Consider the following 16816-nt stretch of genomic DNA (forward strand, 5'->3'; position numbering starts at 1 on the left):
GCTTTCGGAATTGCGGCCTTTGCGGTCCTTGCAATCGGTGCGGCCGGCGGTGCCGCGGCAATGAAATTCACCCGGCCTGGCATCGAGCTTGCGCCCTTGACGCCCACCTCGATCTCCAGCCTCAAGGACGATTGGGGCGTGGTGACGCTTAAAGGCAAAGTCACGGAGATCTACGGTAACAAGTTCATCGTTCAAGACGAAACCGGCAAGGCCTTGATCGAGACCGGTCCGGCCGGCGATGACGGCAAGCTCGTTGCTGTCGGCGAACCTGTCAGCGTCCAGGGCCGCTTCGACGACGGGCTCCTGCATGCGAGCTACGTCGTTCATCAGGATGGTAAGACCGACGCCCTTCGCCCGCCGCCTGGACCTCCCCCGCATGGCGGGCCAGTCGCCGATATGTTGCGCAAGATGAAGCCCTAAGCTTCTAAAAACGACGCCTGGCGCGCCGTTGAACCAAAATCACCGGCGCGCGTTATCTGGCGGATTTCCAGGAGTGGACCGCATGATCAAACCTATTGTTCAATTCCTTGCCTCTCCTGGCAAGTCCGTCTTCTTCACCGCATGCGTGGTTACCGCGGCCTTTCAAGGCGGTTCAACAATCGCAGCCGATGCCGCCGCAGTGCCGGTAACCGCAATCGCTGCGCGGACGGGAACGATCGACCGCGTCATCAATGGCATCGGAACCGTTGCACCCCTGCAGTCTGTGACGGTCAGGCCCAGGATCGACGGGCAAGTCGTCGACATCTCCTTTGCTGAAGGGCAGATGGTGCAAAAAGGCAGTGTTCTTCTCAAGCTGGACGATCGCGAATTGATCTCCGCTCTCGCGTCTGCAAAGGCGAAAAAGGCCCAGGACGAGGCGCAGCTAAACAGTGCCCGGACAGACGCACAGCGGTACGCGGCACTCGCCGAAAAGGGCGTCGCGTCGGCTTCGACGCTTGAGCAAAAGACCGCGTCAAGTCAACAATATGCGGCGGCCGTCCAATATGATGATGCGCTTATCAAAAGCGCGGAAACCCAGCTCGGGTTTGCCACGATCACCGCCCCCCTTGAAGGACGCACCGGATTCAAGCAGGTCGATGTCGGCAGCGTCGTCAACGCGAGCTCCACGACTGGCATCGTGACGATCACACAGATGGATCCGATCGGCGTTTCGTTCGTGGCGCCGGGCGACAAGTTTGGCGAGATCAGAGACGCTCTGAACCAGGGTATAGCAGAGGTCAAACTGACGAGCACGGACGCCAGCCGCACACTTGCCATCGGGAAACTGACCACTCTCGACAACTCGGTCGATGCCTCGAACGGCTCCATCCATCTCAAGGCGACATTCGACAATGCCGAGGCGGTGCTCTGGCCCGGTCTGCCCGTCGCAACGACGCTCACCGTTGAGAAACGCACTGGTGTCATCGTTCCTGACAAGGCGCTCGCCCGCGGTCGTGACGGGCTCTACGCCTACGTCGTCGGCGCCGGCGGAAAAGCGGTTCGCCGCTCGGTCAAGACCGCCTTCGTCACCGATGCGATGGCGCTGGTTACAGAAGGCATCGGTGACGGCGATCAGGTCGTCATGGACGGCCAGTCGCGCATCGGCGACGGCGCTGTGGTTTCGGTCACCCCATGGACCGGCTCCCCGGCAGGTGAGCTCGCAGACAAGGCAACGCCACAATGATCGATCGCGAGCGTAAGCCCGGAGAATCCGGAGGTTTTTTCGATTTCTTTATCGTTCATCCGGTCGCGACCGGGCTGATTATGTGCGGTATCTTCCTTCTCGGGGCCATCTGCTATCCGTTCATGCCGGTCTCAGCTTTGCCGCAGATCGACTTCCCGACAATCCAGATCGCAGCAAACCTTCCCGGCGCCTCGCCTGAGACCATGGCTGCCAGCGTCGCCCAGCCGATCGAAGACGCGTTGTCGCGCGTCAGCGGCATATCCGAAATGACCTCGAACAGTTCGCTCGGCACGACCTCGATCACGGTGCAGTTTGGCCTCGACCAGGATATCCAAACGGCGGCAAGCGACGTTCAGACGGCAATCAGCGAAGCGGCCGGTCAGCTTCCGAAGGACATGACGTCTCTGCCTACGGTTCATAAGGCGAACCCCGCCGACGCCCCCATCATGCAACTGTCGGCAAGCTCCGATGTTCTAACCTTGCCCGAACTGGATGAGTTTATCGAACGCAATGTGGCATCCAAGATCGGTCAGGTATCGGGTGTCGCTTTTGTGAACATCGGCGGCAAGCAGAAGCCCGCGATCCGGATCGCGGTCGATCCCGGCCGGCTGGCGCAGGCGGATATCACACTCGAGGACGTGCGAACGGCGATCGGCAATCTCAGTCTCAGCGCGCCTAAGGGAAACATCGACGATCCGACCAGGACCTTTCCGATCTACACGAATGACCAGATCGGTAACAGCGCACAGTGGAACGACGCAGTCATCGCGTATAGCAGTGGCGGTCCCGTTCGTATCCGCGATATCGGTCAGGCGGTCGATGGTGCCGAAGACAACAAGATGGCGCATTGGACCAATGGCGAGCGCGGTATCGCACTCGACGTCTTCCGTTAGCCGGGCGCAAACGTCATTGCTGTCGTAAACGCCGTGAAGGAACAGCTCCCGGCGCTTCAGGCGTCACTGCCCAAGTCGATCAAGCTCGAGCTCGTTACTGATCGCACGACAACGATCAGGGCATCAGTCAATGATGTTCAGTTCACGCTGATGCTGACGATCGGACTGGTCGTGGTGGTGATTTTCCTTTTCCTGCGAAACCTCCGCGCGACTGTCATTCCGGTGCTTACTCTGCCGATTGCGCTCGTCGGTGCGTTGGCGCCGATGTGGGTGCTCGGTTTCAGTCTCGACAACCTGTCTCTCATGGCGCTCGTCGTGGCTGTCGGATTTGTCGTCGATGATGCGATCGTCATGCTGGAAAACATCACCCGCCATATCGAAGACGGCGTCGATCCCGGTGATGCCGCCCGCCGAGGGGCACGTGAGATCGGTTTTACCATCGTCTCGATCAGCCTGTCGCTGATCGCTGTTCTCATCCCGGTCCTGTTGATGGGCGGCATCGTCGGCCGCCTGTTCCGCGAATTTGCGATCACCTTGACGGTCGCGATCGTCATTTCCGCCATCGTGTCGCTGACGTTGACTCCGATGCTGGCTTCCAAGCTGATCCGCCCGATCGATGAGCGCCAACGGGGGCGGTTCTATCGCCTCGGAGAAGCGTTCTTCGATCGCCTCACCTCGCTTTATATCGCGAGCCTGAGACCGGTGATCCGCCATAGGATATTGACGCTTGGCGTCTTCATCGCGACGATCGCCGGAACAGCCTATCTGTTCGTTGTTATCCCCAAGGGCTTCTTTCCGGAGCAAGACACAGGTTTCATTGGCGGGCTATCGCAAGCCTCTCCGGATATTTCCTTCTCGGAGATGTCAAAACTGCAGGAGCGGGTCAGCGCCATCATCCTGAAGGACCCGGCGGTCTACAGCGTGTTCATGGACATAGGCGGCGGCAATGGCGGCAACGCGCTCAACCAGGGCCACGTGAACATTACACTGAAGCCATTGGAAAGCCGGGACGCGAGCGCCAGGCAAGTAATTGAACGGCTCGGCCAGGCTTTGAATGCGCAGCAAGGCATCAAGCTTTTCATGCAGTCCGCCCAGGATATCAATATCGGCGCGCGGCCTGCCAAGACCCAATATCAGTTTACCCTTCAGGACGCCGATATCCAGGAGCTTGGTACCTGGGCATCGAAGGTTACCAGCCGCCTTCAAGGCGTCTCGCAACTGCGGGATGTTGGCAGCGACCAGCAAGCCGAAGCGCCCAATCTGTCGATCAAGATCGATCGCGCCGCAGCGACGCTTTACGGGGTCTTGCCCTCCGCCATCGACGACACGCTTTACGATGCCTTCGGCCAGCGGCAGGTCGCGTCCTACTCGACGCAAACGGATACGTTCCGGGTGATCCTCGAAGTCCTTCCCAACCTGCAGCGCGACATTGCAACGCTGGACCGGCTTTCCATTCGTGCCAGCAACGGCACCTTGGTTCCGCTTTCGGTGGTGGCGAAGTGGTCGACGGACGGCGTCTCACCCGTCTCCATATCGCACCAAGGTCAGTCGCCTGCAGTCACGATCTCGTTCAACCTTGCCCCAAATGTCGCGCTTGGCGAAGCGACGCAGGCAATCGAAACGGCAGTGGCCGACATGCATCCGCCGGCTTCGCTGCAGACGAGTTTCTCCGGAAGCGCCAAGGCGTTCAAGGATTCGCTCGGAACCGTCCCCTTGCTGATCCTGGCGTCGCTCGTCGTTGTCTACATCATTCTCGGTGTCTTGTATGAGAGCCTCGTCCATCCGTTGACGATCCTGTCGACGCTGCCATCCGCAGGTCTTGGGGCATTGCTTGCACTCAAACTAGCAGGTTTCGACTTCGGCCTCGTCGCAATGATAGGGGTCATCCTGCTGATCGGCATCGTCAAGAAGAATGGCATCATGCTGGTGGATTTCGCGATCCAGGCAGAGCGGGAAGAAGGTCTCGAAAGCGAGGACTCGATCGTCAAGGCAGCACAGATGCGGTTTCGTCCGATCCTGATGACCACGATGGCCGCATTGCTTGGAGGGCTGCCTCTTGCCATCGGCCACGGATCTGGCTCCGAATTGCGGCAGCCGCTCGGCTACGCAATTGTCGGGGGTCTCCTTGTGAGTCAGTTGCTCACCCTCTATACGACCCCCGTCATCTATCTGCTGCTCGACAAGCTGCGCAAAAATCGTACAGAAACGGCGGGCAGTCAGAGCAGCGCCTCAGCCGCGGCATAGCTTCCAAGCACGGGAACAGATATGAACACATCCTTCTACACCTGTGCCATCGCGAGCGTCACAGCCGCCGGTGTCGTTGTCCGGCCGTTTCGCCAGCCTGAGGCAATCTGGGCCCTTGGCGGCGCTTTGCTCATCCTTCTATCCGGCATCCTCAACCCCATGGAGGTCTGGGCCAGGGCGGCAAAGGGTACTGACGTCTATCTGTTTCTGATCGGCATGATGCTGTTATCCGCGCTTGCCCGGAAAGAAGGGCTGTTCGACTGGCTTGCAGCCGTTGCCACGTCCTATGCAAGAGGATCGCCAACGCGGCTCTTCGCTCTTGTCTATGGTGTCGGCATTCTCGTCACTGCATTCCTGTCCAACGACGCGACGGCCGTTGTTCTCACGCCCGCGGTCTACGCCGCATGCCGCGCGGCAAAAGTCAGGGATCCGTTACCTTACCTCCTGATCTGTGCTTTTGTTGCCAATGCCGCAAGTTTCGTCTTGCCGATATCCAATCCTGCAAATCTGGTGATCTTCGCTGGCGGCGACATGCCATCGCTGTCTCGCTGGATGAGTACGTTCATGCTGCCGTCTATCGCTTCTATCGTCGTGACTTATCTGACGCTCTATTGGTCGCAACGCCGGACGCTCGTCGCTGACACCGTGGACACCGCGATCGCGCGCCCGCATCTCAGCATCTCTGCGCAGCTTGCCGGAGCCGGGCTGGTCGTGACCGCTGCCGTTCTCCTGTGGGCCTCAGCGATGCATGTCAGCCTGGGCCTGCCTACGTTTCTGGCCGGCACGATAACGACGCTGGCCGTGCTCGCCGTTATCCGGCAAAACCCAATCAACGTCTTGCGCGACGTCAGTTGGGGCGTCATCCCTTTGGTCGGCGGATTGTTCGTCGTCGTTGAGGCGGTCAATCATACGGGCGTCGCAACCATACTTGCGGACCATCTCAGGACGCTCGGCGCACATTCCGAAGTGCAAGCAACCGCAGTTGCAGGGACCGGTGTCGCCCTGCTTTCTAATCTCATCAATAATCTGCCCGCCGGTCTTTTCGCCGGAAGCGCGGTCCAGGCTGCGGAGGTCTCCGATCGCATAGCCGGCGCCGTGCTGATCGGTGTGGATCTCGGCCCAAACCTTTCGGTGACTGGTTCCCTTGCGACAATCCTTTGGCTGACGTCATTGCGCCGAGAGGGCATCGAAGTCAGCGCGCTATCGTTTCTGAAAATTGGCGGCGTCGTGATGTTTCCCGCACTGTTGCTGTCGCTTGCCGTTCTCTTGGCCTGATCGGGAGGGGTCGAAAACACCGTGCTGCGGTTGTATCTATTAAAAAAGAGTTTGAGTTCAGAGTTCTCCGCTGTCGCCAATCTTCAACCGATGCCGGAACATTTGGTCACCGATTTGATTATCCCTGCTCCACAAAGGAGGAAATAATCATGGATCATACAAACCACGTACGCCTGACGGCATCCGAGCTGACGCCCGCCGTTCTCGAAGGTGCCACGATCTATGGCGTCGATGATCATAAAGTCGGTAAGATCGATCACATCCATGCCTCTGGCGGCGCCGGCGGATCCGCGGTGATCGATGTCGGCGGGTTCCTCGGGATTGGCGCCAAGCCGGTCGCCGTTCCGATTTCGGATCTCGAGTTTATGCGTGACGAGGACGGCGATGTTCACGCCGTCACCAGTTGGACCAAGGATCAGCTCAAGCAAATGCCTGAACACCGAGACTGAGATCGTCTCGAACTGTTCTCCAGCACCGCAATTGGCGGTGCTGGAGAGATCGCACCCCGATCTAACAGTATCTCGTGCCATGCTCGACAGTTCGGCGACTAGCCTCCGGCTTAGTGAGTTCGTATTTTCCTAGCCGGCAAGTGACGGAGGCAAGCGCGAACGGTACGTCGACCGGGTTTTATAGGCCGGGCGGGAGCCTGCCCCTATTGACGACCCTATAGCCGAGTAAACGCAAACCACGGACAAGCGCAAGTGGTCCCTCTTTTTCATCCACTCTAGTCTCTCCGACACCGTCCCAGTGTCGGCGCTGCCAGCTTTTGAACAAGGTCTCGAACGCTGCATAGTCAGTATCGGACATGGGAAATGGCTCCGGAAAATGCGCGACATAAATTTCGCCGGCGTTCAATGGTTCCCATTCGATGACTATCGCTCTCAACGCGTTAATTTCCCGATTTTTGGTTGGGCGGCTAGCTAAGCTCAAGACGCAGATCTTCCAGAATCGGCCGCTCCCCGCTCAATATTTTGCACTTTGTCCTCTCGCGCGAATCCACCCGGTTGACCACGGGAAAACTAGCCATCGCCCGAGACTTGGGTGGCTAACCAATCTCGCGTTTTACACTGTCTACATAGCAAGCTCGAGGGGCCAGTCTGCCTCGATCGTCCACGCCACTGCGCTTGGCGCCTGGTTGCAGGTACCCACCGAGCCAGGCGAAATCGCCCTTGATCGCTATGCCGAGCTCTTCACGGCCCTCCGAAACGGCGGCCTCAAGGGCACCCTCGCCAGCTTCGGCAATGCCTCTGCGGATCGGCCATGCCCTCTGTCGCAACGCGTCCAAAAGGGGCCACCGGGATTAGCACGACTCACCTGAGGTTCTTGATCTGCGTTGCGATATGAGGATCCCCCGCGCTCCGTACCGCCATCGTCGTCACAACTACTTTTGACAGAGTTTGGACACGTTGCGTTGGAGACCCCGAAGCAGCGCTTGAGCGATCTCATCTTTTAAACCTTGGACGATATCGCCGAACGGGCCACTGGTGCGGATGATCTCGAACGAGCTTTCCGTGGTTTTGCAGGTGGATAGATCGAAATGCAGGCTGACATCAGCTGTCGCCGAAAACCCGCCTTGCACCAAAGTATTGTCTGATGTCTTGCAAGCCAAGGTTCCGCGGGCTTTTGCCTCGGCAAGGTCACCGTTCACCGACATGTCAAGCCTCTCGATCTTCACATAATCTAGCTTGTCGACTCCAACTTCAACGCTGATGCCAAAGCTCGATGCGTTCACCTTAAGCGCCCGGCACGGCTGTGCGTCACCGATCGCTCGCTCCAGCACATTCTCTGCTGCGGCAGGACGCTGTGCAACCATCAGCGCAATTGCTGTAAACACTGCAAAGGCGCCCACCCATCCTGGCATCATTCTTTACCTTCCGCGAGGCTCGAGCCGTAGAACCGGACCCGTGAGTTAATTGCTGCTGTAGAGTTCGGAGCGGAAATCCTCATCCGCTCTTTCGGGAAACAAGTGCCGCCGGGTCTGCCACAGGCCGTCAGCTTGGCGTCGATGCTTCTCGACCAAGTGATTTGTCACGTCAATAAGCGGGCCGCCATCTCGCTCAGCAATGCGGACCGTGCCTCCTTGAGAAAGAAAATCGCAAAACGCCTCGACCGATCTGAGGTGGGCCGTGAGCTCGACGTATCGGTGATCGTATTCTTTCATGACATCCTTCAGCGGAAAAGATCACAAGAGACTTCGGCGAGAAAATGGCTACGCGCTGAGATTTGCGGTTAGGGGTTATCCAGCCGTTCAACCGTCTATGCATCCAGTCCTCGAACTTCCACCCGACTGGCTGCCAGCATCTGGAGGAGCTGTCCAGCGTGATTGGCAGGTCGCGTACTCGCTTGCAAGCGCCGACTTAGACCATTCCGATTCCGTCGAAGTGATCGTGTGACGCCGGATGCGTTGGGAGCGGGTGCTCCTTGTGTTTCATCAGCTTTCTCTAGGCAGCGAGTCTCCATCCCAGCTGGGCTCTACGGTGATTGCCGCCGCCTCTCACAGATCTTTATCGCAATTCCTTAGGCTCGCCACGAACCGACAAGTACCATTCCCTGAAAATCCTGAATGTTACGCGCCACAACTGCTAATCCGTGAACGAGCCCGGTGGCGACGGCGATCGCAGCAGCTTCATTGCGGCGATCAGGAATATGTAAGTGGGCCCACCGCGTAGGGATAGCGCCATCGATCGGTATAACTCGCTCTGAAAACTCCTGCCGAACGCGGCTATCCACCCATGCTCGCAAGTGCGGTCCCAATGCGCAGTCTCGGCGTGGCATGCAGAGTATTACACGCTCAAGTTCTAAATAATTTAATAGATTATCAATTCGCACCGGTTTGCTCAATGCCAATGCTCATACTCTGACGCGCTTCAGAAAGCCTGTCTTCGCACTCCGCCTACCCTGCAATCAAGGATTGCCGTCATGTCGCCAACCATCGAGACAATGGTTTCCAGCCGATAGGGTTTCGCGATGAAGGTTGCGCCGCCAGGCAACTCGTCAGGGCGCAGGCAATGACCTCCTGAAGCGATGATCACCGGAACGGGCATGCTGGTCAACGAGATCATCCTCGCCAGATCGAGCCCGCTCAGTCCACCGGGCATATCGATGTCCGTAACGACGGCATCGATCTTCCGCCGAGCGAGAGCCGCGATTGCCTCAAGCACATTTTCGGCTTCGACAACGTCGTAACCCTCATCCCTAAGGGTGTCTGCCAACATCATCCTGATGAGAAATTCGTCTTCAACGATGAGAACTGTGCGCTGATACATGTCAGTTTCGCTCCGTGGTCACGAGATGAACTCGTAGCGACCCGAAAAGATCGTCTTTCGGACACGAGTATTCGCAGACATATTTAATAAAATACGAATGAACCACAGCTCTATGCCGCGAGCCAGATGGTGGAACGTTTATCGTCTGGTTGGTCAGCCTCGGTTGCTTCCAGAAACCTCATCGGCTGTTCAATATGCGGTCTAGTTCCTTCAACCGGGATAAAAGCAGCCCGGCTTCGGAGGCGAAGGCGGGCCATCAGCCCACGGTTGCTCGAACCTCGTTGATGATCTCGTTCGCAATTCGTGCTGGTATCGAAGCTGCCTTGGCGATCAGCCGCGGCATGCCTAGAAATTCGGGCGCATATTCGAAATAGCTTCGCCTCTCGGTGCCGCGTCACGCCAACGTACCGAGCTTGCGCCACCGCCTTTCCAGATCAATCATCACAGCCATTTGTTGACAGGTTCGAATTTCACGGTTTGCGCGCCCTTTTCGTCAATGGTCGGTCGATGACGTCATCGATGGTTCTGGGCGTCTGCGGGGGAACAACTGGCCGAATTCGACTTCGGTACGCAGCACGAAAGTAATCTTGACCAGGGCTTCGAGCGAGATCTTGCCAACCTCCCCGAAAAGGCGCAGGCCGAAAAGGCCGCCGCGGAGCGCATTTATGGCCTGTCACCACTTGGCGACGGCGTGGAGTTTCGGGAATTGTGGGATGAGTTCGAAGCCGGTGACAGTGCCGAAGCTGTGTTCGCCCAAGGTTTGGACCGATTGCAGCCCGGCTCTTGAACATCCTCAATAACGGGGGAACCTGGGACGAGAGCGGCCTCAACGAGCATACCGTGATGGAGCGGTAGGGTCCTGCGATATCAACGGCCATGCCCGATCTTTGGCCTACCACTGGGTGGTGCGAGACCACGTCATGAGAGGCAGGTCACATTCGGCTTGAGCCCGAATGCTGGGCGACGGTCATGCCAGCAGACATATCAGGCCGCGATCAGCAACATCACATAGGCGACTACAGTCACCATCAATCCGCGGAACGCGAGCGTCACGCAGCGGTACTTGCCGCGAGCGATCGCCGAGAGAATATCGGCGTTGTCGAGATACTCGGCAAAGAGGTAACGCTGGTCGTGGCGCGCAGCCGCTTCCCAGAAAAGCTGCCGGTGTTTGCTCCAGCTTCCCCAGAACATCGAAGTCGACTTGTTCACGTGGCGAGGCAACACAACGAGTATCGCCGATAGAATCGAGAAGACCGATGCCGCAGCCAGAAGCCCGGAGAAAAGCAGCGTCTTTGGATCGCCACCGACATAGCGCGTCCATGTAAAGACGGCCCTGACATCACCCGAGCTGACAAGGAATGCAAGCATGAAGGTGAATATATAAGCCGCCTTCTGATCGGATATCTTGATCTGGTCGTAGAATATATCGTTTATCTTCTTGATATGATCGAAATATTCCGATCCTATGTCTTTCGTCGAAGGAACACTTTCCATCAACTCATTAGCACCTTCAAGATCGCTCACCCAAACATCTCCACCGTCAAGTGTCTCCCTGATATTACACTTAGCCGCCAAAGCAAGATGAGCGGTACAACTTCTATTGACTTTTCGCCACGGCGAGGACAAACGCTTTGCTATGAGGGGTAGCTTTACACATTCCATGTCCGCCATGATGGTGTTGACGGTGGCCGCATCCGTTGCTGCGCTGCCGGCCGGTGCCGAGCCGCTGTCTCGTGCCGAGCCGGCTGCCGGATCGGTGATCGACCGGAAGATGGGCGAGGAAGTCCGCTTCGTCGATCTTTCCAACTGGCAGGATGTCGATCTTCACCAGGATCTGCTTGGCGGCGACATGCTGCGCACCAATGCGACCGGCCAGCTTGCCATACTGTTCGCAGATCGCACCCAGGTGCGCCTAGGCCGCAACTCGGCGCTCCAGGTAAAGCAGATGGCCCGGCAGGGCGACACCGTTCTCAACCTGCAATCCGGAACCATGTGGGCCCGCGCCCAGCGCGGCGGCACGGGGTTGACGGTGGAAACGCCGGCGGCGGCCGCCGCCATCCGCGGCACCGACTGGACATTGACGGTCAAGGGCGACCAGACTTCGCTGATCGTGCTCGAGGGCCAGGTCGAGCTGAAGAACGACTATGGCAGCGTGCAGGTAGCCGAAGGCGAAGGCGCGGTGGCGACGATTGGCCAAGCGCCACGCAAGCTCGTCATCGTCACGCCTGACGATCGCGAGCAGATGCTGTTCTACCTGACGCTGCGCAGCGGCTTCACCTTCATGCCGGCCTCGCCCCTGCCGGTGCAAACGATGCGCCGCGAACGCAGCCGTATCGAGGACAAGGCCGAGGAGGCGCGAAACGCCGAAGACTGGCTGACGCTGGCGGAAATACAGATATCGCTCGACGGCCGGCAGAAGGCGCTGAACTCGCTTGCGAGAGCGCGTGCCTTACGCTTGTCCGCAACACAACGCGCCCGTGCCGATCTCATTGAGGCGCTGATTGCAGGCGGCGAAAAGCGCTACAGCGAGGCGGCGAAACTGTTCTTGAGAGCCGAACGCGGCCTCGATCCGCTCCGCCGCAGCATCGCCGCCTATGGCGGCTACTACGCCCGCTCGCTGCAGGATCCATCCCGCAACGAACATCCACCGGCCAATGTCACCGGCCCCTACGCCGCCGTGATGAAAGCTTATACGGCAGGCTTCCTGGAAGATATTCCGGCTGCGATCGCAACGATGAAGGCGGCCGAAGCGCGCTATCCCGATGACTCGACGCTCCCTGCCCTGCGCGCGCAGCTGGCGCTGCTGATCAACGATCGCGTCCAGATGCACGAGGCGATCGACAGGTCGCTTTCGATCGACCCGGACGATCCGAATGCGCTGCAGGCCCGCGCCCGCATGCGCGCCGATTATCAGGGCGATCTCGAGGGAGCACTGAGCGATCTGAATGCCGCGCTCAAGGTGGCCCCCGGCTCCTCCATGGCCTGGAACGACCTCGGCCTGCTGCAGAATGCCCGTGGTGCAGCGCGCGAAGCCGAAGCGGCGCTGAAACGTGCCATCGAACTCGACCGCGACGATCCGATCGGCCACGCCAATCTAGCGATCCTTTATCTCGACCAGTCGCGGATGAAGGAAGCAAAGCGCGAAATCGATCTGGCGCTCGCCGCCGACCCGGCCTTCGACATCGCCCTCCTGGCCCGCGGCCGCTACTATCTGCAGATGGGCGCGATGGACAAGGCGATCGACGACCTGCTGGCCTCCTCGACCGCCAATCCGGCGCATTCCCAGGCGCAGCTCATGCTCGCTGCCGGTCATTACGAAAAGGGCGACCGTGTTCTGTCCGAACAAGCGCTCGACAATGCCGACAGGCTGGACAGGAACGACCCGGTCATTTCCTCCTTCCGCACAGCCGTCGCCATCGACGACTACGACCCCGATGGCGCGCTGGACTACGCCCAGGAGTTCCTGCGGCGGTCGAAGGCGCGCGGCGGCCATTACGGTTCGCTCGGCGCCAATCAGGATGCCGGCTCAACGCTCAATAACGCCTTCCGCCTGCGCGGATTGAATGCCTGGGGCCGATATTACGGCGATGCGGTCTTCGATCCCTTCGCCGGCAGCGGCTACGTTGACCAGTCTATCCGCGGCAATATTCGGCCCTTCGCCAATACCGAGACTTTCGACGACGAGATCGACCTCTACAAGCTAAACTCCAACAGCTTCTCGGCGCTCTTGCAGGGCCTGCTTCTTGACCCGCACATGCTGTCCGGCCGCTCGCGCTCGGCCAATCTGCTACGCCGGCCGTTCCTCGAAGGCTCGATCGGCGGCGGCGTGATCAACTCTGCAGGCGAAACCAAGCCGATTGGCGAGGCTGAACTGCAGGGCTTTGCCAACGAGCCGTTCCCGGTCAGCGGCTATCTGAACCTGAAGTGGGAACAGACGCCTTACGGCGGTGACTATGGTTCATTCCTGACAACCCCTTTCGCTAGCCCCGGCAGCCTTGATGGGGATATCCGCAGCCTTTCCGGCAACGGCTATCTTACGGCAACGCCAAATCCGGACGACCGGTTCGTGCTTTACGCCAACCACGCCGACAGCAAGCTTGACCAGGCAATCGACTTTCCGGCTGCGGGCTATAACGAGAGCGGTGATATCGATACGAAATCCACAGCCGCGGGTATCGGCTGGAGCCATACGTTCGGCTATCGCAACGTCGTCAATGCCGCATTCTTCTACACGAGCACCGAGCAAAACGTAGAGCAGGAAGTCATTGCCCCACCGCCGCGCATCGCAGACAGTCTGCAGCGCAATTACGTCGCGGCAATCAACCATCTTTACGGCGTCGATGATCTGACCTGGCGCTACGGCGTAGAGGGCGGGTTCGCCGATATTAAAGCCGAAGACTCGCTGCTTGGGACATCGGTCGACGAGCGGATAGGAATCGGCAGAGCCTATGTCGATCTGCTTCACGAGATCACACCGAACCTAAAGGCGGAATACGCACTCTTCGGAACGGCCATAGACGGCGGGTCGACGGATGTGAAGCGGCTTGAGCCTCGCCTGGGCGTTGCCTGGGCGCCGCTCGACGGCCAATGGCTGCGCGCCGCTTTCATGCGGCAAAGCTATGATATGGGCTCCCCGACCTTGTCGCCGATCGGCGTCGTTGGCATTCAACCCAATCAACCTTATTCGGGCATCGACGGATACACCGATACGATCGCGCTTCAGTGGGACGCGCAATGGACTGAACGCTTGTTCACCAGTATCGAATATCAGCATCAGGAAATTCGTGACCTCGATTTGGCCTACCCGGTCGGCGGTCCATTTCTCCCCTATCTTCCGGGTGGCCTGACCATCAGCAAAGCAAATGTCGATCGCGTTAGCGCAACCGCAAACGTCGCCCTGCTTTATGGGTTCGGTGTCTCAGCAACCGTGGCCTATTCGCATTCGAAGAACAAGGATGCCGGCAGCATCGGGTTCGGCGAGGCGCTGCCTTACATTCCGGAGACTAGCGGGCAGCTCGCTTTGACCTGGGTCAATGAGGCCAACGTCAAGGCAACGCTTGCTGCGAACTATACCGGAGAGCGTCAAGGTGATGGCGGCATCCTCGGGCCCGAGGGGCTCGACGACTACTGGACCCTTGATGCCAACCTGATTTGGGAGCCGATCGACAAGCGCTTTGCCCTCGAAGCTTCGGCCTTCAATCTTCTTGACGAAGATTTCGAGGTGGCGCCTGGTGTTCCAGGCTGGGGCCGCGCGGTCAAGGGCAGCCTGAAGATCCGCTTCTGATGCCGGGCAGAAAGACACAATCCACCCGCCCAACCGGCTGGCCCGTCTCCAGCCGTCCGGTCAGACTAGCCGTCCTCGTACTGGTGACACTGGTGGCGATTTCGCTGCTCTCGCGTCTGCCGGCATGGTCGCTGCTGGAGCTCAGGAGCTTCGACTATCTCTCGACCGTCGATGATCCGCTGCCACCCGAGGAAGCGCCTGTGATCGTCGCGATCGACGAGCCGGCACTGGCGCAGATCAACGAACAATGGCCGTGGCCACGCAGTCTGCATGCCCGCCTGATCACCGCCCTGCGGGCTGCGGGCGCAAAGGCTGTCGGGCTTGATATCATCATGGCTGAACCCTCGTCGCCTGATAACGACGGAGCAGTGACCGCAGCTGTCGGCCCTGATATCGTGCTGGCCGGCGACGAGACGCTGATCCAGGCGCCGCAGGCAGACCAGCTCATTCGCACCACGCCGCTGCCTCAATTTACCGCTGCCGGCGCAAGAACCGGAATCGCCTCGATTGATCTCGGCGGCGACGGCATCTTCCGCACCATTCCGTCCTATAGGGACGGATTTGCCGCAACGCTGGCTGCTGCAGCTGGCAGGACGCCAATGAAGATGTCAAAAAATGCGATGATCCAATCCTTCGGACCGTCTCGCAGCTATCCCACCGTGTCCTATTATCAGGCGCTTGACCCACAGAATTTTCTGCCTCCGGATTTTTTCAAGGATCGCGTCGTCCTGGTCGGCCTCAGCCTGCAAAATGCGCCTGAGATCGACAAAGGCGGCGCCGATACATTCGCGACACCCTATACAGTACACACCGGCAAGCTGGTCGCCGGTGTCGAAATCCAGGCGACGATCTACGACAACATCGTCCACGGTTTCTTCATCGAAAAAGCCGGACTACCACTCGTCGCCCTAGTGATCCTTGTGGCCGCCGTGCTTGCAGCTGCAAGCGTCCGGCGCTCGACCAGCTGGCTAGCGATGGCGGCGGCCGTTACTGCCGTCTGCCTTTTCTCGGCCGCAAGTTTCGTAGGCATCCGCTTCGGCCATATCTTCGTTTCGCCGCTCGGCCCGTCAATCGCCTATATCGCCGTCGTCTTCGGCCAGGCGGCATTCGACTTCGCCGAGGAGCGGCGCAACAAGCTGCAGATCACCCGCGCCTTTTCGCAATATCTCTCGCCCGACCTCGTCAAGCGCCTCTCTGAAGACCCCTCGCAGCTTAAGCTCGGCGGCGAGCGGCGAACCCTTTCGATCCTGTTCTCCGACGTGCGCGGGTTCACGACCATCGCCGAGACGCTGAAGGACGATCCCGAACAGCTGACCGCGCTGATCAATCGGCTACTGACGCCGCTATCTGAAGTGGTGATGAACCATGGCGGCACGATCGACAAATATATGGGCGACTGCATCATGGCCTTCTGGAACGCGCCGCTCGACGATCCCGATCACGCGATGCATGCCGTTGTCGCGTCGCTGGCCATGCAGGAGGAAATTACCAAACTGAACCTGGAGCTGGAGGCCGAATCCGCAGCCAGTGGAATGCAGCTGCATGTCCTCAAGATGGGCGTTGGCATCAACACTGGCGAATGCGTAGTCGGCAACATGGGCTCCACCCGGCGCTTCGACTATTCCTGCCTCGGCGACAGCGTCAATCTGGCCTCGCGCCTCGAAGGCGCCTCGAAGAATTATGGCGTTGCATTGCTGCTTGGCGAGACTACCGCATCCCTGGTGAGCGGCCGGTATACGATCGCAGAGCTCGACCGTGTCATCGTCAAGGGCAAGACGGTTCCCGCTCCCGTTTTCACCATCCTGCACCGTGCCGAGGACGACGCACTGGCGGCGCACGCCCAGTTTCTCCAGGCGAAATATGCGGGCGAATTGCGGGAAGACGATCCGCGCTTCGATGCAATGGCCGGGATGATACCAGAGCTATCGGGCTATTACACGATCATGCGCCATGAACGCACTGCACGCGACCGGTAGTCCCGCGTGCGCGTTTGATTTATCGGCTAGCGTGCCACAGCGCCCGCATGGTACTGCCGGCGGCAACCTAAACATGCCCTACTGACAGGTTGAGCGCCCCTGACCCGTTTGCGCGTCGGCCCAAAGGGAAAACCCTCACGGCTGCAACCGCAAGGGTTCTGCTGCGGTTGAGGTCACAGCGCGTGGACGCGTCAGGAGGGCAATTCTAACGACGT

At 59.2% G+C, this 16816-nt stretch carries 11 protein-coding genes and 1 pseudogene; 8 read left to right on the forward strand and 4 right to left on the reverse strand.

Annotation, left to right across the window (positions count from 1 at the left end):
• The 5 genes and pseudogenes from AC1DNK_RS26920 to AC1DNK_RS26940 all read left to right on the forward strand — a co-directional run.
• The coding region (locus AC1DNK_RS26920) for a hypothetical protein (protein WP_477944156.1) at positions 1-420 on the forward strand (420 nt) is incomplete at its 5' end.
• 82 nt (positions 421-502) lie between these two features.
• Positions 503-1663, forward strand: a complete 1161-nt coding sequence (locus tag AC1DNK_RS26925; protein ID WP_477944157.1) for an efflux RND transporter periplasmic adaptor subunit — start codon at positions 503-505, stop codon at positions 1661-1663.
• Positions 1660-4800, forward strand: a pseudogene (locus AC1DNK_RS26930) (efflux RND transporter permease subunit). Before AC1DNK_RS26925 ends, AC1DNK_RS26930 begins: the two are co-directional and overlap by 4 nt.
• Positions 4801-4821: 21 nt before the next feature.
• The gene (locus AC1DNK_RS26935) at positions 4822-6075 is read left to right on the forward strand and encodes an arsenic transporter (protein ID WP_477944158.1); all 1254 of its coding nucleotides are present in this window, start codon (positions 4822-4824) and stop codon (positions 6073-6075) included.
• A 149-nt stretch (positions 6076-6224) separates the two neighbouring features.
• The gene (locus AC1DNK_RS26940; protein ID WP_477944159.1) at positions 6225-6524 is read left to right on the forward strand and encodes a PRC-barrel domain-containing protein; all 300 of its coding nucleotides are present in this window, start codon (positions 6225-6227) and stop codon (positions 6522-6524) included.
• 932 nt (positions 6525-7456) lie between these two features.
• On the opposite strand, the gene AC1DNK_RS26945 is transcribed toward AC1DNK_RS26940, so the two are convergent.
• The 3 genes from AC1DNK_RS26945 to AC1DNK_RS26955 form a co-directional block, all read right to left on the reverse strand.
• Entirely contained in the window at positions 7457-7888 is a 432-nt protein-coding gene (locus AC1DNK_RS26945) for a hypothetical protein (protein ID WP_477944236.1), read from the reverse strand.
• A gap of 96 nt (positions 7889-7984) precedes the next feature.
• Complete coding sequence (locus AC1DNK_RS26950) at positions 7985-8236, reverse strand: hypothetical protein (protein WP_477944160.1); 252 nt, start codon at positions 8234-8236, stop codon at positions 7985-7987.
• A gap of 706 nt (positions 8237-8942) precedes the next feature.
• Entirely contained in the window at positions 8943-9341 is a 399-nt protein-coding gene (locus AC1DNK_RS26955) for a response regulator (protein WP_477944161.1), read from the reverse strand.
• A gap of 670 nt (positions 9342-10011) precedes the next feature.
• Between AC1DNK_RS26955 and AC1DNK_RS26960 the strand changes: the two genes are divergently transcribed.
• Positions 10012-10128: an HD domain-containing protein gene (locus AC1DNK_RS26960; RefSeq protein ID WP_477944237.1), complete on the forward strand. Its 117-nt coding sequence runs from the start codon at positions 10012-10014 to the stop codon at positions 10126-10128.
• Between the two features lie 197 nt (positions 10129-10325).
• On the opposite strand, the gene AC1DNK_RS26965 is transcribed toward AC1DNK_RS26960, so the two are convergent.
• Entirely contained in the window at positions 10326-10865 is a 540-nt protein-coding gene (locus AC1DNK_RS26965) for a Pycsar system effector family protein (RefSeq protein ID WP_477944162.1), read from the reverse strand.
• 112 nt (positions 10866-10977) lie between these two features.
• Here AC1DNK_RS26965 and AC1DNK_RS26970 point away from each other — a divergent pair, with 112 nt between their 5' ends.
• Positions 10978-14625: a FecR domain-containing protein gene (locus AC1DNK_RS26970; protein WP_477944163.1), complete on the forward strand. Its 3648-nt coding sequence runs from the start codon at positions 10978-10980 to the stop codon at positions 14623-14625.
• A complete protein-coding gene (locus AC1DNK_RS26975) occupies positions 14625-16601 on the forward strand; it encodes a CHASE2 domain-containing protein (RefSeq protein WP_477944164.1) in 1977 nt (658 codons plus the stop codon). Before AC1DNK_RS26970 ends, AC1DNK_RS26975 begins: the two co-directional genes overlap by 1 nt.
• Positions 16602-16816 lie beyond the last annotated feature (215 nt).

It is taken from the genome of Rhizobium sp. 01N424 (assembly GCF_056399485.1).

Excerpts from the sequence above, each read along its gene's own strand:
- AC1DNK_RS26925 (WP_477944157.1), top strand. The coding sequence starts at position 503 with ATGATCAAACCTATTGTTCAATTCCTTGCCTCTCCTGGCAAGTCCGTC.
- AC1DNK_RS26935 (WP_477944158.1), top strand. The coding sequence starts at position 4,822 with ATGAACACATCCTTCTACACCTGTGCCATCGCGAGCGTCACAGCCGCC.
- AC1DNK_RS26940 (WP_477944159.1), top strand. The coding sequence starts at position 6,225 with ATGGATCATACAAACCACGTACGCCTGACGGCATCCGAGCTGACGCCC.
- AC1DNK_RS26945 (WP_477944236.1), bottom strand. The coding sequence starts at position 7,888 with ATGGTTGCACAGCGTCCTGCCGCAGCAGAGAATGTGCTGGAGCGAGCG.
- AC1DNK_RS26950 (WP_477944160.1), bottom strand. The coding sequence starts at position 8,236 with ATGAAAGAATACGATCACCGATACGTCGAGCTCACGGCCCACCTCAGA.
- AC1DNK_RS26955 (WP_477944161.1), bottom strand. The coding sequence starts at position 9,341 with ATGTATCAGCGCACAGTTCTCATCGTTGAAGACGAATTTCTCATCAGG.
- AC1DNK_RS26970 (WP_477944163.1), top strand. The coding sequence starts at position 10,978 with ATGAGGGGTAGCTTTACACATTCCATGTCCGCCATGATGGTGTTGACG.
- AC1DNK_RS26975 (WP_477944164.1), top strand. The coding sequence starts at position 14,625 with ATGCCGGGCAGAAAGACACAATCCACCCGCCCAACCGGCTGGCCCGTC.